Origin of the sequence: Zooshikella sp. RANM57 (assembly GCF_050749885.1) — a bacterium.
Taxonomy (GTDB): domain Bacteria; phylum Pseudomonadota; class Gammaproteobacteria; order Pseudomonadales; family Zooshikellaceae; genus Zooshikella.
This window is the reverse complement of record NZ_JBOIUB010000001.1, coordinates 132,245-156,837: the sequence shown is the minus strand read 5'-3', so window position 1 is coordinate 156,837 and position 24,593 is coordinate 132,245. Positions and strand designations below refer to the sequence as shown.

General features: G+C 41.5%; 22 protein-coding genes. 4 read left to right on the top strand and 18 right to left on the bottom strand.

The genetic code is table 11. From position 1 onward, the window contains the following. Window positions 1-27: 27 nt before the first annotated feature. Both ACQ96U_RS00730 and ACQ96U_RS00725 read left to right on the top strand, forming a co-directional pair. Window positions 28-1,245 carry a hypothetical protein gene (locus ACQ96U_RS00730; protein WP_431719307.1) on the top strand — a complete coding sequence of 406 codons (1,218 nt, stop codon included), beginning with the start codon at window positions 28-30 and terminating at the stop codon, window positions 1,243-1,245. A 953-nt stretch (window positions 1,246-2,198) separates the two neighbouring features. Continuing rightward, the gene (locus ACQ96U_RS00725; RefSeq protein ID WP_431719306.1) at window positions 2,199-2,819 is read left to right on the top strand and encodes a hypothetical protein; all 621 of its coding nucleotides are present in this window, start codon (window positions 2,199-2,201) and stop codon (window positions 2,817-2,819) included. A gap of 90 nt (window positions 2,820-2,909) precedes the next feature. Here ACQ96U_RS00725 and ACQ96U_RS00720 read toward each other — a convergent pair whose 3' ends face one another. The 5 genes from ACQ96U_RS00720 to ACQ96U_RS00700 all read right to left on the bottom strand — a co-directional run bounded on the left by ACQ96U_RS00720 (window position 2,910) and on the right by ACQ96U_RS00700 (window position 9,071). Next, window positions 2,910-3,332, bottom strand: coding sequence for a cytidine deaminase (locus tag ACQ96U_RS00720; RefSeq protein ID WP_431719305.1), 423 nt, complete (start codon window positions 3,330-3,332; stop codon window positions 2,910-2,912). 131 nt (window positions 3,333-3,463) lie between these two features. Further along, window positions 3,464-5,347, bottom strand: a complete 1,884-nt coding sequence (locus ACQ96U_RS00715; RefSeq protein ID WP_431719304.1) for a hypothetical protein — start codon at window positions 5,345-5,347, stop codon at window positions 3,464-3,466. Window positions 5,348-5,461: 114 nt separating this feature from the next. Further along, window positions 5,462-6,019: a hypothetical protein gene (locus tag ACQ96U_RS00710; protein ID WP_431719303.1), complete on the bottom strand. Its 558-nt coding sequence runs from the start codon at window positions 6,017-6,019 to the stop codon at window positions 5,462-5,464. Continuing rightward, window positions 6,016-7,020 carry a hypothetical protein gene (locus ACQ96U_RS00705; RefSeq protein ID WP_431719302.1) on the bottom strand — a complete coding sequence of 335 codons (1,005 nt, stop codon included), beginning with the start codon at window positions 7,018-7,020 and terminating at the stop codon, window positions 6,016-6,018. The genes ACQ96U_RS00710 and ACQ96U_RS00705 overlap by 4 nt, the downstream gene beginning before the upstream one ends. A gap of 164 nt (window positions 7,021-7,184) precedes the next feature. Beyond that, on the bottom strand, window positions 7,185-9,071 hold the full coding sequence (locus ACQ96U_RS00700) for a hypothetical protein (protein WP_431719301.1): 1,887 nt from the start codon (window positions 9,069-9,071) through the stop codon (window positions 7,185-7,187). Window positions 9,072-9,834: 763 nt separating this feature from the next. On the opposite strand from ACQ96U_RS00700, the gene ACQ96U_RS00695 reads away from it, so the two are divergent. Further along, complete coding sequence (locus ACQ96U_RS00695) at window positions 9,835-11,448, top strand: flagellar hook-length control protein FliK (protein WP_431719300.1); 1,614 nt, start codon at window positions 9,835-9,837, stop codon at window positions 11,446-11,448. Between the two features lies 1 nt (window position 11,449). Next, a complete protein-coding gene (locus ACQ96U_RS00690; RefSeq protein ID WP_431719299.1) occupies window positions 11,450-11,758 on the top strand; it encodes an EscU/YscU/HrcU family type III secretion system export apparatus switch protein in 309 nt (102 codons plus the stop codon). A gap of 69 nt (window positions 11,759-11,827) precedes the next feature. Here the strand turns inward: ACQ96U_RS00690 and ACQ96U_RS00685 are convergent, their stop codons facing one another. From ACQ96U_RS00685 to flhF, 13 genes are all read right to left on the bottom strand, one after another. Beyond that, window positions 11,828-12,205, bottom strand: coding sequence for a DUF2802 domain-containing protein (locus ACQ96U_RS00685; protein ID WP_431719298.1), 378 nt, complete (start codon window positions 12,203-12,205; stop codon window positions 11,828-11,830). A gap of 26 nt (window positions 12,206-12,231) precedes the next feature. Continuing rightward, complete coding sequence (locus ACQ96U_RS00680) at window positions 12,232-12,720, bottom strand: chemotaxis protein CheW (protein ID WP_027708164.1); 489 nt, start codon at window positions 12,718-12,720, stop codon at window positions 12,232-12,234. Window positions 12,721-12,989: 269 nt separating this feature from the next. Beyond that, window positions 12,990-13,703 (bottom strand): chemotaxis protein CheW, encoded by a 714-nt coding sequence (locus ACQ96U_RS00675; protein ID WP_431719297.1) that lies wholly within the window; start codon window positions 13,701-13,703, stop codon window positions 12,990-12,992. After that, window positions 13,700-14,503 carry a ParA family protein gene (locus tag ACQ96U_RS00670; protein ID WP_431720121.1) on the bottom strand — a complete coding sequence of 268 codons (804 nt, stop codon included), beginning with the start codon at window positions 14,501-14,503 and terminating at the stop codon, window positions 13,700-13,702. Before ACQ96U_RS00670 ends, ACQ96U_RS00675 begins: the two co-directional genes overlap by 4 nt. 167 nt (window positions 14,504-14,670) lie before the next feature. Next, a complete protein-coding gene (motD, locus tag ACQ96U_RS00665; protein WP_431719296.1) occupies window positions 14,671-15,471 on the bottom strand; it encodes a flagellar motor protein MotD in 801 nt (266 codons plus the stop codon). A gap of 176 nt (window positions 15,472-15,647) precedes the next feature. Then, on the bottom strand, window positions 15,648-16,388 hold the full coding sequence (locus ACQ96U_RS00660) for a flagellar motor protein (RefSeq protein WP_431719295.1): 741 nt from the start codon (window positions 16,386-16,388) through the stop codon (window positions 15,648-15,650). A gap of 2 nt (window positions 16,389-16,390) precedes the next feature. Beyond that, window positions 16,391-17,464 carry a protein-glutamate methylesterase/protein-glutamine glutaminase gene (locus ACQ96U_RS00655; protein WP_431719294.1) on the bottom strand — a complete coding sequence of 358 codons (1,074 nt, stop codon included), beginning with the start codon at window positions 17,462-17,464 and terminating at the stop codon, window positions 16,391-16,393. Window positions 17,465-17,610: 146 nt separating this feature from the next. Further along, window positions 17,611-19,947, bottom strand: coding sequence for a chemotaxis protein CheA (locus ACQ96U_RS00650; RefSeq protein ID WP_431719293.1), 2,337 nt, complete (start codon window positions 19,945-19,947; stop codon window positions 17,611-17,613). A 12-nt stretch (window positions 19,948-19,959) separates the two neighbouring features. Continuing rightward, on the bottom strand, window positions 19,960-20,751 hold the full coding sequence (locus ACQ96U_RS00645) for a protein phosphatase CheZ (protein WP_431719292.1): 792 nt from the start codon (window positions 20,749-20,751) through the stop codon (window positions 19,960-19,962). A gap of 9 nt (window positions 20,752-20,760) precedes the next feature. Then, entirely contained in the window at window positions 20,761-21,141 is a 381-nt protein-coding gene (locus ACQ96U_RS00640) for a chemotaxis response regulator CheY (RefSeq protein WP_431719291.1), read from the bottom strand. 307 nt (window positions 21,142-21,448) lie between these two features. Then, window positions 21,449-22,192, bottom strand: a complete 744-nt coding sequence (locus ACQ96U_RS00635; protein ID WP_431719290.1) for an RNA polymerase sigma factor FliA — start codon at window positions 22,190-22,192, stop codon at window positions 21,449-21,451. Then, on the bottom strand, window positions 22,192-23,019 hold the full coding sequence (locus ACQ96U_RS00630; protein WP_431719289.1) for a MinD/ParA family protein: 828 nt from the start codon (window positions 23,017-23,019) through the stop codon (window positions 22,192-22,194). The genes ACQ96U_RS00635 and ACQ96U_RS00630 overlap by 1 nt, the downstream gene beginning before the upstream one ends. Before the next feature lie 36 nt (window positions 23,020-23,055). After that, complete coding sequence (flhF, locus tag ACQ96U_RS00625) at window positions 23,056-24,591, bottom strand: flagellar biosynthesis protein FlhF (protein WP_431719288.1); 1,536 nt, start codon at window positions 24,589-24,591, stop codon at window positions 23,056-23,058. Between the last annotated feature and the right edge of the window lie 2 nt (window positions 24,592-24,593).

Sequence of the window (24,593 nt, the reverse complement as noted above, 5' to 3'; positions counted from 1 at the left end):
GGCTCATCGTTTGTAGAGTGAAGTAATGTGGCAGTAATAAATACATCTGTAGGTCCAATTAAACAGCTTATCCATCGTGAACCCACCTGTGTGGACTCAGCCAATGCTATAGAAATCAAGCATATAGCTTCTCAGTCCCCCGCCAGTCAGCTTAACCTTCAGCCCGGAGACTTAATCTGGCAAGTCAACCAGCAAGCAGCCAGTGAAGTTGATCTGCTTGAAGAAAGCTATCAATCCTCTTCTATTCACTATCAACTCTATTCGCGCCAATCCCAAGCAACGATGGAAATCAATGCGCCCAGCATTCCTTTAGGCATTCACTGTGAAAAAACAAGTGCCGCAATACTCAAACACTGGCAACAGGGATTATTTGACTGGCAGGATTTGTTTATTTTATGGAATCGCCGAGAATGGGATAACCTTCTTCTTTGTTGTGACTACTACAACAGGCCCTTAATCATTCGATCCTGTGTGCGCTGGCTAAAAATGGAGCAACGATTTAATGCAACCCATCTTTTTCGAGGCGCCGCTTTATTCGAAAAAGAACAATTAGCTAAAGGGGTTCGACTGATTGATCAATATGTAAAACACTGCATTAACATATACAGTAGTGCCTTTATGAGCATCGCAAGCTTATACTTGGCATTCTGGTCTAAACAGTGTGGACACTGGCAAGACTGGTTAAAATGGTTGCAGTGTGCAGATTTTTTCAGCCAGGGAAAAATCACTCGTATCATGCACACAGTGACCATGGAAGCTCGCATTGAACCTATTACGATGATTCGTTGGCTCAATCGTGCTTTTCCAGTCAATTTTTACCTGCCCAACCGAACACAACCTAAACGCAGCTTTGAATTAAACGCCATACTTCAGCAAATGGGAACCAATCAACTTTTACCGGTTTGCCTATTGGCGAGTAAACAACCAAATCCAACTTATAATGTCTTGATTAAGTGTTACCGCACACTATATAAACACTGGGGAGATGCGTTACACCCTTTAATCGTCATTACCACTTATAATGATTTCCAAACATTCAATTCAAACCAAACATATGAACAAAAGTGTCTTAAAGAAAATATTCCCATTATTTTTTTAGTTGACACACATAACCGTGTAGCAAGCCATTTACAACTATCTCATACGCCTACTTTATTTCTCATTAATCGTGAGGGTAATGTCTGCTATGAAGGCACACAAATGAGTACCTATGACTTTTGGCAGACGTTATCGCTCTCTCACTAATCCTTTATTGCGATTACGATCTAATTTAACGAGCCCTTTAGTCACAAGAAATTTCCACACTCGAGATCCTTTTCATAAAAGTGAAGAAAATATAGCCAATAAAAAATAACAATAATTAACCATAATATTATTCATCTAAAAAATAATTCTTTTGCCTCAGTTTTTGCCCACAAAAACCAAAAAACACAATAAAAGCATGTAGTTACAATTAACTTATGATAAAACTCAAAGCACCATGGATAAATATCAGAAAAAAATAAACTTACGTTAACCGGTATTTTACTATTGACAATAAGGGTAATTTTATTGTTATTTTGCTTTATTCTTGATTTTAATAACCAGATGATATGAATCTTTTGATAATTTGCCTTGTACCAACTTTATTGATATATACCACTGAAAATTAAGGATAAAATGCTAGTAACGATAAGCTAAGCCAAGCAAAGCTCAATATCATAAATAGCTCATTAATTAATTGAGTACTGGCTTACAAAAGCAACATCCACCTCTTACATGGCATTGCTGAATATTTACGGACGTTGTAATAATAGACAGAGACTAGAAATTAATTTTTTTATTGGCCTGCACAAGAATCAAAGATAGAATAGCAATGTTATAGCACAAAGCCTGTTAAACCATTGTTCAGGAAGATTGACCAGCAATATCTATTGCAAATCTAATTTAGGACAGCCGTCAAACAATACGTTTCAACCAGTACCTATTTTTAATATTATCCCTGTGTAAACTTTGGGGTTACTGCAAAGAAATAATAAGTACCTGGTATTAAAGACAATCCCATAAAAGCATTGCTGCTGCGGATCAAGCAAGGGAGTAAGTCTAACGAACGTATGGGCTCTGCTAAAAAGGCTAGAAAGTATTAGTAACAAGCAAATCACATAGCTAAGAAATGATTTGCTTAAACAACATTGTAGTGAATTGAGGTGTAACAGATCATGTATTGGGAACCCTTAGAAACCGCTTCTAGTGAGCAGTTACTAGCCTGGTGGCATCCAGCACCTGATTGGGTTGAGCCTGAAGACCTTCAGTTATTCTATGATGAGCTTGGATTTATCATCAGCGAGTACGTCCCTAATGGCCAACTCTGGCTAAAACAACAAATTGCTCGAGGTAATCTAGAGCAGCAATGTGCAGCACTCCGTCACGGCTTATCACGCCAAACACTGTTACCTGAAGATCAAGACTTAATACTTGCAGCATTGGACTCCAATCAACCAGAGTTTCAAGCCATCGCACTGAGTGAGTGCATCAACCAACAACGCTTTTTACTACCCTTGAGTAAAGTTCAACGCTTAACTCAAAATAACAATGAGGAAGTTTCAGCTTTAGCAGAAATGTATTGCTGTTATGCCTTGCCTATAGAACAAATATTTAGGCTCCAACGTTGCTTACTTTCCCCATCAGCCAAAACACGTGAAGCAGCCTGCGACTTTATTGGCAATGAACTCATTTATGTGTTGGAACTCGCTTTACGAAAACGCCTGCAGGATACAAATTATGACGTTAGAGATGCAGCGATAGAAAACTTAGCCATTTTAAAAGAAAACTTACAGTAACCCCCTTCCCCTGTTATTTAAGTTACGCCCACTATCAGGTGTAACTTAAATAAAAACTCATATCTCGTTACCTTAATTTGCACATACCCACTAGTCAAAAGCGTGATGCCAATGATAAGGCATTAAGCTTTTAAGTGCCTTAAACACTAATTGATTTTCTGTATTTGTCACCGCTACTTCAACATCATATCCCCAATGAAACAAACGTTCCTGGCAAATCCCACACGGTGAAAGAATAATAAAAGGCGACTGAGTATCCATTCTGGAAACACAAAGACTATGAGTTACAGCTTCATTGAGTTTATGAGCTTCACAAATTGCACCTACTTCCATACAAAGACCAAGGCCTTGCTGTTTAATCTCTGGCGAAACACTTGTTAAAATTTTCCCACTGACTGTTCTTAATGCAGCAGCACCCGCCCAACCATCAGGATAACGCTGCTTTGCCAAACTAACTGCAACATTATACAACGATTGCTGTATATTATAGTTATCGCCCTCTACTAAACTCATTGGGTACCATTTTGGAAATACTACTTATAACGTCGTTATTGATAAAATAAGTCTAACGTAGTATATAATGCAACTATAGCAACAGTAAAATCATTGATTAAATTACACATTTACCAATATCGTATATTTTATTAGGGTTCCCAAAACATAAAGCTTGTTACTGGCTCACGAATAACACCCAGGTCATCTGTTTCAAGCTGTCTATTTGTGCGTTCTATGATATCCAGGCATGATAAAGAAAAAGGGTTACCTTCACATAGTTTTACGCTTTTACCTACATCATGATCAGCCTTCGCTCGATAATCTCCCTTTTTTGGACATGCTGATAAAAACTGTGTTTGCCGCATGGATGATTTCCAACAGAAATTTGGCATAGCATCCAAAATAAACTGATGAACTTCAGACTCACCTGTCTCTACTACTTCCTCAAACTTGATGGCATCATTAATATCAATAGCAAGCAGCCAAAAGCTACTCCGTTGTTTTTGAATAGTATTTCTTACGTTAGTACCCCATTCTTCTGTATAAAAATCTTTCCAGCTCAAAAAGTTTTTCCAGCGCCAATCTACGACTGATGGCTCTCGTGCTTGCCAATAATCCAGCTCTTGTTGGATATAATCTCCATAACGCTGTTGCTCTGAATTTGATTTTAAAACCCGTTGAATCCCTTGTTGTTGATAGTACTTCATAAAAGCTTGTGTGGTATAAAAACGGGTTGCATCCTGCTCACCTTGTCTCACATTCCAACGACAAGGTTTCTGAGTCGAATTAAACAAACCACTATAAGCATCATCATAATATATTGCATGTTGATCCCGCGATGCTGTACGTCCATGATTAAACCACTGTTTATCCAGTTGACAATGCATTGTTCCTTTTAATATAGGGGGTTTTACTTTCACATCAGCTGTCAACACCACGGGAAGCGCCATAACCCCCCACTTTGCAGTATTTGCCATCATTGCACCAACATAAGTAAAATCTATCATGACGTTACACTGCTTATACTTTCCACATACCCCATTTTGTTCAATATTAACGCCTTTATATAGTCTAGGGGCTGATACAATCGCATTATTATCCACTATTGGATTATCAACACTTGGCTGGTTAACTGACACACCTGCCATAGAAACATGCAACTGTTGTGGTTGAATATCAACTAAGCGAATATCAGGTCGTAATTGATAATAATAATCCAGGAAAGCCATTTCCTGTTCAGTATATCCACTCAACAAAAGACCTTGCCTGACACCAAAATTCATACTGTGTACTGCTTTAGCGGTAACAGTCAGTATGCCTTCCACCTGCTGTTTAATATTGTTACTAAACAACATAGCCTGCTCATCTGCTGACACCTGATAATCTAAGGTTGCCATCGACTTAACTATTTCTTTAACAAGTTCTTTCCGTAAAGTACCAGTCAATTCGCTTAAGCCTTGCTCACCCTTCGCTTTTAATTCGGTAAGTTTATTTTCCAACACAAGATCTTGTTCGGCTAAGTCCTGATCAACCTGCTTTAAATAAGCTACCGCAGTGTGGTTACCTTGCTGTTGAGCATGTGTTATTTGAGTTGTTACATGTTGACGTAAGGACTGTAAAGATAAACGTTCTTTTGTTATTTGCTCATAATACACTAAGGCAACATCCGCCGACGTGACTAAATCCTGAAGAGAAGCAATCACTTTTAAGGCATTACTGGCAACTTCTTGAACACCAGCAACCGGGTATTTATCTGTGGGTTGATAATAAGGTAATAAATAATAAGTTTTATCGATAGAAAGATTATTTAATACATCCGTACTGGTTAGATTTGCATGATCAGGAAAAACGGTTAAGCCTAAGATAAATTCCTGAAATTGTTGTAATAGTGCTCCACTGTATTGGTCACTGGCAATATCGAGATCTTCTCCTGACAAAGGTAACCGTGCTGGGAGTGACATAGGCGCGGAAACACTATACACACTATATGAATAGATGAGTAATATGATACTGTGGATAATTAATTTCTTCATACTTCCTTTTCTCTTTAAATCGATACCCTTCGCTGAAGGTATATTCCATCAATTTTATTTTATCTTGCCCCATTTACCCACGACATAATATGCGCGCTTTAACACATAGATAAATTATTCAGGAAACGATATTAATTCATATTTCACTTCACCATTTTCATACGTTAATTTATTCCATTTAATACCTGCTTCATCCGTAAATTCTTCTAGCTGCGGTGGCTTAACTTTAATATTCACAAGCTCTTCGCGAACTGTTTTAATTTTTTGCTGCTCAACCACTATATCTTCACGGCTTATCTGAGCTGTTCTTTGGCGAACCACTTCCAGTGCAGCCCTGACTTTTTCTTCCCGAGCCAGCCTAACGGCTTCAGGAATTGTATCTTGTGGTTGCTGAGCAATATTCTCTTCAACCTCTTCATTCAACTCTTCAGGAGGAGGCTCTTGTGGAAATTTTTTTGTTGTTTCAGCCAAACTCAGCACTGGGTTATTATTCGCTGATGGTGTAGCTACAGCTTCCCCTGTCTTACCCGAAGTTGATGAGGTCTGAGATTCTACATTTTGTAAACTTGATGATTGAGAATAAACCTCATCTTCTTGATCAAATGAGATCCAAACGAGAGACACAGCAGCAATAATGATAATACTTAACAAACCATAGTTTTTCACATTCATGGTTGTACTCCAACAACTAAGGACGACTGGTCATCAAGGGTAAGTTTGATTAACGCTAATGGAGATCGTGTTTTACAATCAATAAAATTAAATGGCTGAAACAAATCTTCTTTAGTCATTACACAATAATCAGTAATATTTTTAATTTCTTGGTCAACCAAAGAAGTTTCACGCAAAAATTGCCAAAAGCTAACATGGTCTTTTTCAAACGCTGAAATATTAGCAATACTCGTAAATTTACCTAATGTTGATGTAAGTGTTTCTTTAAGAAACCCTAAAGACTTTCTCACCCAGAATCCCTGACCACCAAAATAAAGTGATTCAAATGTTTTAGCAAAAACAAATAAGTCTGCGGATGATACTCTGAAATCATTTTTACCTTTTAGGACTTTATTCAACACAAGTAACAGACGTTCTTGCACTACAGGCGCCATTTTGTAATTATTATTACTTTGCTCACAGCGATCCTTTTTATAAGCCTGAAGCATTTTATTCGCAATGGGTTGATATTTTCCAAGTAATGCTTTTATTACTTGATCAACATCACTTGCATTAGCTACATATTCGTCACTATCAATAATGGCTTTTTCTAACTCAAAAACATCATCAATAACCATCAAACTTTTCATACAAGCAGTAGTCATATGCATGAAGTAAGGCAAAAACAATGAATTACTTTCCCCTATCTGAGGTTGAACTTTAATATCCCAATAGTTACTGACAAACTGATTGACCACAACACCCGGAAAATGATCTTCTAGGTTAGATGCTAAAAGCTGATAAAGCGAATGACTAATCTGAACAGGTTGTTTATTTTTATCAACCAGTGTTACCGCTACAGTTGGAGGGAAATACAGCATATCTGGATTTCTAGGAATTTCTACCGGACGATTCCAAAACTCATAATGTGCATCAATTTCGGCCTGTCCATAACTCCAAGCACTATACACTAATACCAATAAGTAACTTACAATGAGTCCGACAATACGATACGTTTTCATGTTCTACTATTCCCTCAGCATAAAAAGTGCTGTCTTAACAAGCACTGCCCTTACAAGTATTAAGGTCTAAAATTAAGATATTTAACACCCCTTAGCAAAGGGTATACTTAAGCGTACATATAAAAAAAAGGGGAGCCTTATTAGGCTTCCCCTTTCATTTCAACTTATACTGCCCAAGGATCTTGAATCACACCATTATCATCGGTCGTTTGATCCTGCTCATTTTGCTCAATCTGATCAGTACAATCAGTTGTAAAACTCTGATCCTCACAAGTTTGTTGAGTTCTGCCTAAATCGGTATCAGCCTTATCATCATATTCTGCTGTTGGACAGGCAGACAGGAACTTATTACCAAAGCCTTCAGATTTCCAGCACAATGTTGGGTTCGCATCAAATGTAAAGCGAACATTTTGTACTGTGTTCAGCTCTTTAATAGTGGTCGAAAACTTCACTTGATCGTAGGAAGACGTGTCTTCAATACGTGTATGCCAGTAGAAGTTTCTTGCCGCACCGACTACAAAGCTAACTGCAGTTCCCCAACCACGGCCAAATGCTCTGGTCCAGGTAGTTAATGAATACCACTCCCAACCATTCTCCTGTTGAGACATATTGGCATGACGCTGCACTTCACGGGTAACATACTGCTGATAGCGTTCTTTTTCCTCTTTTGATTTAATCGCACGTTCATTTTTCAACTGCATGTAGTTTTTATACAAATAGTTGATGGTATGAAACGCTGCAGAGTCTTTATCTCCCTGGCGAATAACATAATCACATGCCCCCTCTTCAAGAGAAGAGTATTTTATGCGGTTATAAACATCACCGTCATAAATAACAGCGCCATCTTTAACATCAGCACGTCCTTTTGCTTCCCAACCTGTTTTAAAGTCACACGTTAACGTACCATCAAAATCGGGTTGTTTAAATTTAACATCAGCTTCAAACACAACAGGGAAAATTTTCGCTCCCGTCTTAGCAAGCGCAGAATAAGCACCTAGACTGGTTAAATCAATGACGACATTACAACTACGTGTATTACCACAGCGGCCATTAGAGCCACCATTCACCGCCAGATAAAAACGGGGCGCATTAGCCACACCACTGCTGTTTGTTAAAGGATCGTCTCCATTATTATCCACACGTGAAGTTAATGAAGCGGCTTTTGCATACACTGCAGTTGTTGATAATGCTGATACTTTTACATCATTTCGAATTAAGCGGTATACCCGGATATATTCCATTTCTTTTTGGCTATAGCCTTGACTAAAGACACCTTGCTGTACACCAAACTGTCCCTCACCATTAGCTCTGGCCATCATAGATGTCATTGCCTGCAGAATTTTTTGTGACTCGTTACTATTAAAGAGTTTCAATTCTTCAGACGTAGCCTGTACACCAAGCATCGCTAGATCCATTCTCACCTGGTTAGCCACTTCTTGACGTAATGTGTCGTACATTTCGTCCAGACCTTGCTGTCCTTGCTGCTGACTTTGTTGCTGTTCATCTTCCAAGCTGCTAATTTGCTGCTTCAATTCAACAATAGCTTGCTTAATTATTTCAGCTTTAGAAAATTCGCTGTCCTCTAGCGCTTGCTGATACATATTCTCAAAAGCTTTAAGCGATTTTTGATAGCGCTGAATTTCTTGTTGGCGAGCAGTATATTCAACTAACTTAAAGTTAAATGATCTTGCCGTCGTCTGTACCCCTGCCATCAGTTTTAAAGCATAATCAGCTATTTCGACTGCACCTGCAACTTGCTGATCTCTAGGTGCTTGAAAATAAGGTGGAACATAATACTGCTTTTTAATTTGCTTATTATCCATCTGTGCGATGGTCGTTGGGTTTTTGTGATCAGGAAAAACGTCCAACCCTTTCACAAACTTCGCAAACTGCTGAAGTTCTGCTTCACTGGTAAAATAGTTGGCCGCTTGAATTAGGTCATCACCAGTGAGTGGTAAACTGGTTGATGACAGTAAAGGTGCAGCAGACAATGTTGAACTTAGTATGACGCCCCCAAGTCCAGCAATAATAGCACGAGTAATTTTGTTCATGTTTCCTCCATTGAACATAATATTTATTTTTCTAATGCATATAGCTAAAAAACCAATGCGGTCCAATCCCTTGAATTTCCCACTACTCACACACGGCTTGTGCAGTATAAATAATCAAATACCAAACCACATACCATGCAAAACGATACTAACGTTCAAGCCTTAACTAAAAAGTAATTCCGGCACTCGCTACCAGTAGATAATTAACCTATTACTTAAGCAGCATACGATCATTGGTGTACATCAAAAATGCCTTTTTACTCTTCAATAAGATCATTAGACCTTTCTTGGTGTCCCCCTAAGACCCGTTATATGGGTAAAATACGCTCAAAACGTCGCTCTACTTTTTAACGATACCCTTCGTTGTGGGTATACCCTGTTAACTTCATAGAGAATGAAAAAAATTCATTTATAAAATTCGTGGCTTATTTATCAGTAAATTGTTATATTTATTACACTAATCATACTAAAATTTATTATTCTGTAGCTTTTTGTGATCATAATTTATTACAAATCAGCGCGCAACTCCTTATTTGTTTTTTAGCACTTATTTCCCCTATTTTTTTATAGTTTAATCGTCAGCCATACATACCTTTTAAAAGAAAAATCAAGGCTAAGATAAATATACCCACAGCGAAGGATTTTAGAGGTACCCATTAGCGTTATCTTTTCTGCCAAAATAACCAACTTTATAAGCGTATTTTAAGCAGCTAATAATTTTAACAACTATACTGGTTAAAAAGCACACAAAGGATACCTGTTGATGATTGATGCTGGTTCACCAATTGATCCTCCAACATCTCGACCAATATCGAACATCAGTGCTACAGCTAAATTGCAGTTAAATGAAGAACAAATTGCTCAACTACGTATTTTGTTAGGAGCACAACATTCAACACCAACACTTAGCACGCTGACTGCACGAGTGCTCTCTTCTACCCCTCTATTTCAATCTTCTGCATTAGCACAAACGGGTTCGACGCCTTCGATACCTCGTGAGGCCATTCCTGTCAGTGAACCGGCAAATTATTTATTAACACTCGAAGTTGCAGGCAAGCCCTTTAAAATAACGTCTGCTTTTAATTATTTACCAGGTCATACCCTCGGATTGATATTAAAATCACCAGGTCAACTGCCTGTAAAAGTTGTTCAGGATGAACTTTTCCAACAGCTTGTACAATCATTACAATCTAATCAAAATGCTTCCCTGACGGCTAAGGTGATTGCGACAACAGTAAAAGAAAGCTGGGTGGTGAATCATTCTCTTCCATTAGGTCAAGGGGGGCGTTATTTTTCATTAATTCAACTCGCCAATCAGCAACAACTTTGGATTAATACTGAACAGCCCTTAAAACTTTATAGTCAACTGCTATTGCAATATCGTGAAGGCAGTATACATACCCAATTAGCCACACTAGGTCCTTGGCATCACGCTTTATTAAATAATAAATTACAGACCACGCTTAGCGCATCAATGCCTTTAACACAAGCTTATTACTACTTACAACAAGGTAAAGTATCACCCTCCTTTGTGCAACTTCCACCAACAGTGCAACAAGCGATCAATCAACTGTTACACCGTTTGCCTAACGCTTCCCAATTACAACAACCTGAGCAACTTGCCAACTGGCTTCAACAAAGTGGTATATTTATGGAGCAAAAATTATTAAATATACCACAAACGCAGTATTCTTCTTATTTACCCCTTTTATCTACGCCACTAAGCCATGATCTAAAAGCACTCTTATTACGCACAGCACAGCAACTGGTTAATCACTACCCACACCTTGCAAACAATTTATCTCCCTCATCAATACTTATGCCATCAGGTCCCTATCAACCTGCGCTTGCTTATTTGTTACCCTGGTTCCCTTCACGGAAAGAATTCAATACGCTCAACATCGAGCAGTTATTTAAACTGTTACAAGGCGCAGTCTTACGTATCCACTCCAGTCAGCTGATATCACTTCATCAGCAACATGCCATAGGTCAAGATCCAACGCTCATTAACAGCTGGAATTTTGAATTACCAATTCAACATAACCAACGGCTTGATCATGCCCACATTCAGATAGAACAACGTGAGCAACAAGGAAAAAGTGCAGCAAAAGAGCACAAGTGGGATTTATTTTTAGCGTTAGATATTCACCCTATTGGCACGTTGTATGTCCAGTTAACGCTACTTGAGCGAAAACTATCAGCTACATTTTGGGCAGAACATAGCCAAGTATTAAATAAACTGGCAACCCAACTGGATGACTTGAAACAACGCCTAAAAAATCAAGGCATAGAAGTCCAAGCCTTGAATGTAGCCCAAGGGATTCCCCGACAACAAAAAATTTCTATTCAACATCAACTCGTAGATATTACAACATAAGATGAAACAAACACCGCCCCCCACCAAACAAGCTATTGCCCTTTTTTATGATGGAGAAACTGCACCTAAACTCACCGCAAAGGGACAGGATGATATTGCCGAACAAATTATTGCTATTGCCCGTGAAGCCGGCATACCGCTTTATGAAAATGCAGAATTAACAAAACTATTAGCGACACTTGATCTAGGAGAGGAAATACCAAAACTACTGTATATTACAATTGCGGAAATAATTGCTTTAGCCTATCGCCTGCAAAATAAATATCCACCCGGTTGGACACCCGATGGTAAAGGCACTGATGAGATGTAATTTAAAAAAGTAGCAACCGCTTTGTGATTGAAATGTAAATTTATAAGAAAATCATACAAAGGACATATTTTAATTTACTGGGTGAAACCGAGCCAATAACTCTACTTCAGCCTGAGTTAATCCACAACTTGATGCCACTTCCTGGGTTGAAGCCCCCATTTCAAGTAATTTGCTAGCTTGGTTATAAGGCAAGCTGCCTAAGTCTCGTTGTTCAAGAATTTCCTGCTTATCAACCAAATGATAAAGCTTTGCTTCAACATTCTGTAAATGCTTACCTACTCCAATAGCACCCGCAGCTACAGCTTTTAAGTCTTCTTGTAAACGTTGTAGTTGTTGTTCAGCACTTTTCTGCTGTAATCGCCAGCGATAAGCCGCCAACATCATACACAGCTGTAATACAACAATAATAAAGGCAATCCCTATGAGCGGCCATAACCAGTCCATCATAAATACCCTTGGCGATGGCTAAGTCATTAAAAATCTGAAATCTCAGCCCACTCATCATCACTGAGTAGCTTATCTAACTCAACCAAAATTAATAGTTCTCCATTTTTATTACACACCCCTTGAATGAATTTAGCACTTTCTTCATTTCCAACATTGGGTGCTGTTTCTATTTCAGATTGGCGTAAATAAACCACTTCAGCAACACTATCAACCATAATGCCTACAACTTGCTTTTCGGCTTCAATAATGACAATTCGCGTATTATCCGTCACTTCACCAGGCGCAAGCCCAAAACGTAAACGGGTATCAATCACCGTTACGACATTACCTCGTAAATTAATGATACCTAACACAAATGGTGGAGCACCTGGTACAGGTGCAATTTCAGTGTACCTAAGCACTTCTTGAACCTGCATTACATTAATACCGTAGGTTTCGTTTGCTAAACGAAACGTGACCCACTGAAGAATTGGATCTTCAGCACTTTGATTGGCATGGGTTGAATGTGTCGTCATGGCACTGCTCACTTTTTTGCTCCACAAAAGTCTCTTTTGGGCTCAATAAAAGTCACTTTTTTATTCCATAAAAGTCACTTTATCTACGCCGGACCAAGGTTTTTCATCCTGCGTCGCCATTAAACATATTAAGTAAGTTAACTATAATACATGGTCATCAAAGTGGTTAGTTCAAACTATACCCAGTTGATTTTTGAAGGGGCTTACTATTACTACCTTTACAGAACACATCTCCAATTCCATAAAAAATTAACGATCAATGTTCTGCTTCATGGGCTGGAATAAATTTGACTGTTGAGTTGCAATGCAAGCGCTTTAATATTTAATAATGCACACATTTTGGCTATCACCGTACCCGCTAACCAGGGACGCTTACCTTTGTGCTTGCGCCAACGAATTTCATGTGGTGAGAGCGTAATAGACTCATGTACATTATCAACAGCGAGCACCCATGTTGAATTTTCAATCACCAATAAATAATGAATTGCCTGGCTGGTATTGTGTTCATAGCGCTCAGGCATAATACACTGGGCAGTATCAATCACTTTATACGTTTGTTGCTGATAATGAAAAACACCTAAAAACCAAGAGGGCTTACCTACCAGACGTGTGAGTGGATAGTCACTCACTGAAAGCACTGTACCCAGTTCTGTAAGCGGTACCGCCAAGCGCAATCCACTCACACTGAATAACAAACAATCAAATGCTTGAGCCTGATCTTCATCCTCTTCCACCACTGTTTCAGGAGCTAACTCAGGTTTAACTGTCGCTAACTCATCCTCAGCGTGTACCTCGTCCTGAGACACAACATCAACCGTATCGGTAGCTGGTGTTAAATCGACTTCAGATACAACCTCTGCTCTGTCTGTCTCAACATCAACCAGGCCTTCTCCCCAACTCACTTCTTGTAGCAGGTGATCCAAGTAATCCTTGACGACAACCGTCGATTTAGAAAGGTTTTGAGTATTTCTTTCCTGGGTCATTTTGCTTGGGTCCTAAGCGGAGTGGACTGCTGTTGCATGGCCAGTAGATCTTTCAACAAATGACTATACGCTTTTACACTGCGAGAGTTTTTATCAAATATTGAAGGAGGAACACCGGCCTGGCTTGCATCCCGCAAACGTGTATCCACAGGAATATATGACTGCCAAATATGATCCATATGTTGTTTACGCAATGCTAATAAACTTTGCACTGAAGCCTGTGTTCGACGATCAAATAGCGTAGGAATCACTAAAAAAGGTAACGCTTTTTTCTGCGACTGACACACCATACTCATGGTATGAAGCATCCTCTCTAAACCTTTTAATGCTAAAAACTCAGTTTGTACTGGCAGGAGCAGACGCTGACTTGCGGCTAATGCATTAACCATCAATACGCCAAGCTGAGGTGGTGTATCCAGCAATGCATAATCAAACTGATCCCATAGATGAATTAATGCCCGAGAAATTACCAACCCATAACCACCTTGATTCGTAATTTGGCGGTCTAATACGGCAAGTGATGTCGTTGCAGGTAACAACATCAAATTACGAAATCCCGTCTCAACAACTAACTGGCCAGGTAAGTAGTCAGGTACTTTGCCCTGATGGCTAAATAAATCGAATAAACTATGTTCTAAATGATCAGGATCATACTTAAAATAACACGTAAGAGATGCATGTGGGTCCAGGTCTAGTAGTAAAACCCGGTAATTTTGCTGAGCTAATAATCCACCTAAGGCGACAACGGTCGTCGTTTTTCCTACGCCCCCTTTTTGATTTGAAATAGTCCAGATTCTCACAAATCCCCCAGCATTCACTTTCCCCATCATTCAACGACAGTTTTTTTATCGCTAAAAACAGCAACAATTGAGCCAAGAATTATTTATGTTAATTGTTAGCATCTGCTCAATGAGCGTACCGCGAAAATTTAATATTCATTACCTTGAGCAACCTGCTTTGTTAAACATCAAGGGGTAGCACCTGCCGCATGAATACTGCGCCTAATATCAAGATTCTTGGAAATAACCAACACGACCCGACGATTCTTTGTCCTGCCTTCAGGTGTACTATTTGATGTAATCGGTTGGAATTGGCCATAACCAACGGCAGCCAATTGCCGGGGATCAACGCCATAACTGGCGAGCAATCTAACAATGGCCGCTGAACGTGCGGCAGATAATTCCCAATTGGTTGGAAACTGATTGGTATTAATGGGCATGTTATCGGTAAAACCTTCAACATGTATTGGGTTCTTATAATGACGTAATATATCAGCCACTTTTTCTAATACATTAAAGGCTTGATTATTCGGTATAGAGTCACCACTGGGGAATAACAGGCTAGACTTCATCTCAATTTCAACCCAAAGCTCATTGCCTGCTACTGACAATAAATCATTACTGATTAAATCTTTAAAACGGTCCTGCACCTGGCTTTCAATTTCAACCAAAGGATCTTTTTCTGGCTCCTGTGGGCTATTAATATCATCAATTGCCATATCATGCTGATTAGGCTCCTGTACAACCTCCTCAGGTTCTTTCGGCTGGCGCGGTGTCAACTCTCCTACTTGAACAGGCTTTAAACTTCGCGCAGGTTCATTAAACACACCATCTAAGGTTTCTGATAACAGCTTATATTTGCCTTCATTGACTGAAGAAATGGAATACATCACGACAAAAAATGCAAAGAGCAAGGTAATAAAGTCTGCATAAGACACCATCCAACGCTCTAGATTTTCATGCTCTTCAATCATTCTACGTCGAGCCATGGTCATTACCTTTTACTTGAGCAGCCAAATATAAACCCGACAGGCATTCTGGCAGGTTTAGTACCTTTCCTTTGAAAAAGAATGCACTCTTACTATTAGATAGGAGGGAGAGAAGATAGTTGTCAACACATATGGCTGGATATTTCACCAGAACCAAAAGATACCTAACCCTCAGGTCAGGTAATAAAACCCTGTAACTTCAGCTCTATTGACCGTGGATTTTCCCCTTCAGCAATGGCCAATAAACCTTCAATTAACATTTCACGGAACTGGGATTGACGATGAACACAGGCTTTTAATTTATTGGCAACGGGTAACAACAATAAATTAGCCATACTCACCCCATAAATGGTTGCCACAAAGGCTGTCGCGATCCCAGACCCTAACTCTGAAGGGTCTGCCAGGTTTCCCATCACATGAATAAGCCCCATGACAGCACCTATGATACCAATAGTAGGTGCATACCCGCCCATTGCTTCAAAGACTTTAGCGGCCTGCAAATCCCGGGCCTCAGCTACATAAAGCTCGACTTCAAGAATATTGCGTAATGCTTCTGGCTCATTACCATCCACCAGCAACTGTAACCCCTTCCGAGCAAAAGTATCTGGCTCGATATCAGCAATAGTCTCAAGGCCTAGTAAACCTTCTTTACGTGCTTTCAAGCTCCAGCCAACCACCTTCGCAATCCCTCCTTCTATATCCAACGAAGGAGGTACCACAACCCACTGCACAATGCTCAGTGCACGTTTAAAATTTCGACTTGAAGATTGAACAAATGCTGCGGCGACGGTGCCTCCTACGACAATGACAGCTGCAGGGCCGTTCAACAGTGCATCAACATGACCACCTTCAAGAAAGTTTCCGCCAACAATGGCCAGTAAGCCCAGAACCAGTCCGACTAAACTGAGCACATCCATGCTCAAATTGCCTCAACAAGTCGCCGTGGAATATCATTCAGGTGAATTACTTCATCAGCCAACCCTGCGCTAACAACAGCCATTGGCATCCCATAGATCACACAACTCTCTTGGTTTTGTGCCCAAACATGTGAGCCTGCGGTTTTAAGCATTCTAGCGCCATCACGACCATCAGCGCCCATACCTGTCAATACAACCGCTAACACTTTATTGTTAAATGCTTTCGCCGCAGAACCAAAGGTGACATCAACACTGGGTTTATAGTTGAGTCTGGTATCCCCCTCTAAAACCCGAACGATACCACCATGCCGGGCATCCACCATTAACTGCTTCCCCCCTGGAGCCAGCAGTGCATGGCCAGGTTTTAATCCGTCATTATCCTTAGCCTCACTGACACCAATCTGACATATCCGGTTTAGGCGCTCAGCAAATGCATTGGTAAAGGTACCTGGCATGTGCTGGACCAATAAAATCGGTACGGGAAAATTACTGGGTAACGCAGTAAGAATGGTTTGTAAAGCAACAGGGCCTCCTGTTGATGTGCCTAAAATCAATAGCTTATGCTTCGCGACGCCACGGTTATAAACCTGAACCGTTGGCCGCTCGGGTGCTGAGGTTACTGGTCTCGCTGCTGGTGCTGGCTTTGCAGCTTCTGCCTTGCGTACAGTTGACCGATAACGACTCCTTGCTACCGCTTTAACACGATCAGACAGCACCTTTTTCAATCTGGTGGAATTACGGGAAATATCCTCAAAATTCTTGGGTAAGTAATCAACCGCGCCAGCTTCTAACGCATCCAGGGTGATTTTGGCACCCTCATGGGTCATCGAAGAAAACATCAGCACTGCGGTCGGCTTACTGGCCATAATCTGCTTTAACGCTGAAATACCATCAAGGACAGGCATTTCATAATCCATGGTAATGACATCAGGACTCAACTCCTTGTTTTTCTCAATCGCTTCTCGACCATTTTGTGCTGTGCCCACCACTTTAATTAGCGGGTCGCCACTCAATAACTCCGTCAAGCGCCGCCGAAAAAAACCCGAATCATCTACAATTAATACCTTTATTGCCACCAGGCATCTCCCGCTTAGTAAGCACCTTTAAATACGTTAGCACACATGTATTCTGCATCCTCTTTGTACTGAGTAAGGACTACCCACTGTGAGCGATCGTCGCCAACCGGAATCGTTGCTGATAATGAAGAGCTGAAGGTTAGACCTTAGCCTGCTACAGACTGTTTGCGTGCATACTGTTTTAATAAGCTAGGTACATCCAGAATTAACGCAATTCGTCCGTCCCCAGTAATGGTTGCTCCAGACATGCCGGGTGTTCCTTGTAATAAAGCCCCCAGGGGTTTTATCACTACTTCTTCCTGACCAATCAGCTGATCAACCACAAACCCCACCCGCTGAGTTCCCACGGAAACAATCACCACATGAGACTCATCCACAGGTTTAGCGTCATTATGTCCTGCCACTAACCAGCGTTTTAAGTGAAATAATGGTAAAGCTTTATCACGAACAATAACGACCTCTTGCCCATCCACCACATTGGTCCGTGACAAGTCCAGATGGAAAATCTCATTAACACTGACCAAGGGTAAAGCAAAGGCCTGTTTTTCCAGAACAACCATCAACGTTGGCATAATCGCCAGCGTTAACGGCACTTTAATAATAATTCTAGAACCCTTACCTTTTTCCGACTCAATATTTATGGTGCCATTTAACTGGGATATTTTCGTTTTAACTACATCCATGCCCACACCCCGGCCTGACACATCGGAGATTTCCTGCTTGGTGGAAAAGCCAGGCATAAATATCAGGTTAAAACATTCCGTATCAGATAATCGGTCAGCGGTATCCTGATCATAAAGACCACGCTCTACTGCTTTGGCTCTTAGCCTGTCTGGATCCATGCCTGCACCATCATCCGCAATAGAGAGCAGGATATGATCACCTTCCTGTTGAGCGGCCAGCAACACATTACCCTGTCGGTTCTTACCACTTTGCTCGCGCTCCTGAGGACTCTCAATCCCATGATCCACCGCATTACGAACCAAATGCACTAAGGGGTCAGCAAGTGCTTCCACCAGATTTTTATCCAGATCAGTTTCTTCCCCTTCCATCTGTAAATTGATTTCTTTTTTCAGGCTTCTTGCTAAATCACGGACTACCCGAGGAAAACGCCCAAACACTTTTTTAATAGGCTGCATTCGCGTTTTCATTACGGATAACTGCAAATCGGCAGTGACGACATCTAAGTTAGATACTGCTTTCGATAATGCTTCATCACTGCTTCGATCACCCAATCGAACGAGTCGATTACGCACAAGAACCAGCTCACCCACCATATTCATGATGTCATCCAAGCGAGCCGTATCAACCCGTACCGTGGTTTCTGCAGGTGGATTAGCATCTTTAACAGGGGCTTTAGGTGCTGCTGCCGGCTTAGCAGCGGCTTGCGCAGCAGGAGTAGGTTTTACCGGTGCTGGTTTTGCTGGTGCCGCAGGTTTACTTGGCGCAGCGCCACCCTGTGCACTGTGTTTCAGTTCCTTTAACAGCTCATCAAAGTCTGCTTCTGGTACTGGCTCACTTTCAGCGGGTTTAGCAGGCTGCTCCGCAGCACTATAGAACTGGCCCTTGCCATGCAAATCATCGAGCAGCGATTCAAACTCTTCATCTGAAATTTCATCACTGGCGGGTGGCTTGGCTTGTTTTTTCTCAGCAGGTTCAGCTGCTTTTGGGGCTTCTGCTGTGGGTTCAGTTGATGGCTGTTCTGGGGCAGGGGCAACCTCACCAGACTCTCCACTAATAGTCTTTTTACCATGCAGCTGATCTAATAAGGCTTCAAATTCATCATCCGTAATTTCATCTGAGTCACTGCCACTCACACCTTCAGCCGCTGGAGGAGGAGTCACCTGCTCTTTTGGACCTTTTTTCGTCTCCTCTTCCTTATCTTGTTCTGCTATGGCATCAAGCAGCAGCTCAAACTCTTCATCCGTGATCTCTTCTTCTGGTGCTTTACTTTCAGCGTCTTCAGTGGGCTTAGCTTCTGATGGAGTTGTTTCTGGTGGTGTCTTCGGTGGTGGCTCAGCGGCTTGCTCTGGTGGTGCAGGCGTAGGTTCAGCGACAGGAGGTTCTGCAGCAGGTGCTTCGGGTTCAGCCTCTTCAGGTTTCGCAAATGTGGTCAGAGCTTCAATCAACGACCTGTCAGCTGGCTCAGGATCTTGACGGTCACGCACCTGGCTAAACATTTCATTGACTTTATCTAACGCCTGCAACACAACATCCATGAGTTCCGGAGTCACTGCACGCTGTCCATTGCGTAAGGTATCAAACACATTCTCAGCCACATGACAGCACTCAACAAGTGCATTCAGCTGTAAAAAACCTGCTCCGCCTTTTACTGTGTGGAAGCCTCTGAAGATTGCATTCAGTAAATCTTTATCATCTGGACGGTTTTCAAGATCAACTAACTGTTCAGACAATAATTCTAAGATTTCCCCTGCTTCAACAAGAAAGTCTTGTAGAATCTCTTCATCAGCATCAAAACTCATGAAATAACTCCCCTAAAACCCCAAGCTGGATAATAGGTCATCAACTTCATCTTGACCTGATACCACATCAGTTCGCTCCTCTGCCCGCATCTGAGGTCCTTCGGCAACCGTTTTATCTTTTTCCTTCGTATCAAAGCGATGTTCAATACCTGTAATTGTGTCAAGCTGTCCTGCCATACGCACTAAATGAACCAGGCTTTCTTCTACTTCAGCCACTAAGTCGACGACTTTTTTAATAACTTGACCCGTTAAATCCTGAAAATCCTGAGCCAAAATAATTTCATTTAAATTGCTATAGAGGGTATTCGCTTTACCTTCAGTGGTATCCAAAAATTCATCAATGTGATGGTAAAGCTCACGAAACTCTGTAGGCTTCATCTGTCGCTTACGAAGCTTCTGCCAGCTTTCACGTAAGCTTTTTGATTTTTCGGCAATATCTCCAGCAATGGGAACACTCTCATCCACCAGGTCCATGGTGCGATTAGCCGCTTGTTCAGTCATTTTTGTCACATAACTTAAGCGCTCAGAGGCATCAGCCATACTGGAAATTTGCTCTTTATCTTCACCCGAAAAGCCTGTATCCAAATGAAAATTCATAATGGCTTCATGCAAGGCCCTTGTCAGACGGCCAATTTCTTTATAAAGACTTTTATCGCGCACCTCATTAATTTCGTGAATAACCTGAATGGCATCTTTTAAATTGCCTTTTTCCAGATATTCCACCATTTTATGCGCACGATTTTTTAAGTCTTCTTCAAACTCTGCTGGTGTCAATCCATCAGCTTGTTTATCTAATAACGACATATCAGCCTCTTAACCACTGGCTTCCACACGCTCAAATATTTTTTCAATTTTTTCTTTCAATACTTGAGCAGTAAAAGGCTTGACTACATAGCCATTGACACCCGCTTGTGCAGCCTCAACAATTTGGTCTCGTTTGGCTTCAGCCGTTACCATTAAAACCGGTAAAGATGCGAGTTTAGGGTCAGCACGAACGGCTTTTAATAAGTCAATTCCCGTCATACCCGGCATGTTCCAGTCCGTGACTAAAAAATCAAAGCCACCACTTTTCAGCAATGGAAGTGCTGTTTGACCGTCATCCGCTTCTGCCGTGTTGGTGAATCCCAAATCTCGCAGTAGGTTTTTAATGATTCGCCTCATTGTGGAAAAGTCATCCACGATAAGGATCTTCATATTTTTATCCAAGGCGACCTCCCTCATGATGCACAGATGCTGCCTTTTAACATCTACTACAAGTCTAGTAGGTGATTATTGGCATGCCAGTTTATTCGATTTATGTTTAGAAAGAGTGCAAAACATTTTCTTACGCAATAACACTTTATAGCCAGAAATATGCACTAAACCATGGCCTTTTAATGACTGGAAGAATAATTAATTAATGATCAATCAGTTAGGTATGAACCTGATGAGCGTTAGACAACATCTATCGTAATTAAAAGGTGTTAGCGTAAAAAGAATACGGTTTTATTAAAAACAGACATTATTCTGGGTGCCAATCAGCAAGTCTTGCACGAAGACGCATAGCGGCTTGTGAATGAATTTGACTTACCCGTGACTCACTGACACCTAACACCTGACCAATTTCTTTTAGGTTTAATTCTTCATCATAATAAAGTGCAAGCACGAGCTGCTCTCGTTCAGGCAAAGTTTGTATCGCTCGTGCTAAATCCTGCCGTAATTTTTTCTGCTGTAGTTCATCAGGAGGTTTATCACTGGTGTGCTCACTGGCTATTGATTCTTGTGGTGCATCGCCAGCATCCATCAGCTCCTCAAAGGAAAATAAGCGACTACCGGACAAATCACTTAACATAGCATAGTAGTCATCTATTGAAAGTGAGAGCACTTCTGCTATTTCATGATCCTTTGCATCTCGGCCATGCTTTGCTTCAATTTGTTGAATAGCGTCAGCGATTCGTCGACTGTTACGGTGAACAGAGCGAGGTACCCAGTCCCCTTTACGAATTTCATCGACAATACTGCCCCGGATGCGAATCGTGGCATAGGTTTCAAAGGTTGCCCCTTTGCTCGCATCATATTTTCGCGCAGCCTCAAGCAGTCCAATCATTCCGGCTTGAATCAAGTCATCCAATTGGACACTGGCAGGTAATCGAGCAGCGGTATGTAAGGCTATTCGCTTAACAAGACCAGCATAACGCTGGACAAGCTGCTGTCCCTGCTGCCCACTCACTTGGGAATATAACCCAACACCTTGCATTGATTTCATCAACAACGTCCGACTTCACAGGACACCAAGGTTTCCACAAAAAATTCCAAATGCCCTCGAGGTGAGGCGGGTAATGGAAAGTTATCAATCTTTTGCGCTATCCCACGAATCGCTATAGCCGCTTTTGACCTGGGATAGCACTCTAACAACGGCCGCTGACGTTGAACGGCTTTACGTAAAGCCTCATCAAAAGGAATAGCACCTAAATATTGCATGGTCACATCCAAAAAGCGCTCAGTGACATTGGTCAGCTTATTAAAAAGCTGCTGACCTTCTTGCTGGCTGCGCACCATATTTGCAATAACCCGATAGCGCATTACTTCATGATCACGATGAAGTAACTTAATTAACGCATAGGCATCCGTGATTGAGGTGGGTTCATTGGTTACCACAATCAATACTTCTTGACTGGCAATCACAAAGCTAACAACAGAACTCGAAATACCAGCTGCGGTATCAATAATCAATACATCCAGTTGATCATTAATTTCACTGAAAGCACTAATCAGTCCTGCATGCTGTTGTAACGATAATTGGGTCATTGCCTGGGTGCCGGAAGATGCTGGGATAATCTTTATGCCTCCAGGACCGTGCAAAAGAATATCGCGTAAATCGCATTTTCCCTCTAACACATCAGCAATGGTGTGTTTGGGTGACAGCCCTAGCAACACATCAATATTGGCTAATCCCAAGTCGGCATCAAGTAACATGACGCGACGCCCCATTTCTGCAAGGGCAATACTCAGGTTAAGCGCTACATTGGTTTTGCCAACGCCTCCCTTGCCTCCGGTTACAGCGAGTACCTGAACTGGATGTTTAATTCCCATCGTGTTGTTCACTCAGACAACAAACATTGCTTGTGATTACCCAACCGCACGCTCGTTAAACAGTGAATGTCCAGAGACCGTCCATTCTTGTTGTACAAGCCATGCTGCATCATCTTCAGCGAGTGCGCCCGATATGGCTACAGCTCGACTCAACAGTGTATGACTACGCGCCAATGCAATATCTTCTGGAATTCGCTGACCATCTGTATAGTAAGACACCGCTAATTGGGCAGCGATCACCATATCTAAAGATTCTCCAAGACTGTGTGTCTCATCCACTTTCGTTAAAATCGTACCCACTGTTTGTTCTGTTGAGTAAGTATTGATTGCTCGCTGTAATACATCGCGCTGGCAGGTCGTGGCCAGCACCAAAAAATTCCTGATCATTGGCCGTACTTGATCAAGTAAATTTAATTGTAGCTGTAAATTATCGTCCTGCGGATGCAGACCCGCAGTATCGATTAAAATCAATGACTTACTTCGAAAAGCATCCAAGGCCTGTTGTAATCCTGATGCATCACTCACCACTCTAATGGGCACATTTAAAATACGTCCCAGGGTTTTCAGCTGATCACAGGCCCCTATGCGAAAAGTGTCTAAGGTAATCAACCCCAGTGATTCCGTACCATGCTTCAGTGCATACCGTGCAGCTAACTTACCGACGGTGGTTGTTTTGCCACTTCCTGTCGTCCCAAGTAACGCAAAAATACCACCGCCCTCCACTAAATCTCGTTTAGTAGTATTCAATAACCGACCAATCTGTCCTAAAACATGACGCCAGGCTTCCTTTACACCAATATCTGCAGGAAGATTTTGCACAATAATGTGACTCCGCTGTGGTGACAGCCCCATTCCCACCAATCGCCGCCAAACCATAGCGGCTACAGGATGAAGCTGGCAAAAATCACCCCAGGCTTTTTGCCCCATCTGTTGCTGAAGCAACATCCGCATACCATGTAATTCTTGTTGCAAATTAGCCAGTAACCCTGGTGCCGCCTCTCCAGTCTGTTCAATGCGCTCTTTTTTAGGCTCACCCAGGGCTTGTCTTTGCTGCCACTGCGACTCAGGATGGTTATGCTGAGACTTATGGCTTTGTACATCCTGATAGGCGCTGGTATTTAGCGATGATTTCGCTTGCTGAGATGGTTGCTGTTGAGCCTCAGATGGAAATGGTTTTGGATTTTTAGCACCCCGTAAACGGTTGGCTTGTTTATAGTTCTCAAGATCAACAAGGGATTGGTGATGGTTTTGCTTCGCCGCGCCAGCTGACTGCATTTGCTGATTGACGTGATGTCCTTGCCAACTGAATTCATTATCTTGAGAAAAGGTACGTTTTGATTTAGAGGCTGATGCGTGTTGAGTGTAAGATGCATCCTTGTGGCTTCGTACATTATCTGAAACATAAGTGGCAGAAGCATGGGTAGGAATAGTCGGCACATCCCTGGCCACCACTAGCTCGATACCTCCAGCTACCCGCCGTTGTTCTAAAATGGTTGCATCTGCACCTAACTCCTGCTTGACCAACTTAAGTGCCTGGCGCATATCAGCAGCAAAGTAGCGTTTAATATTCATAA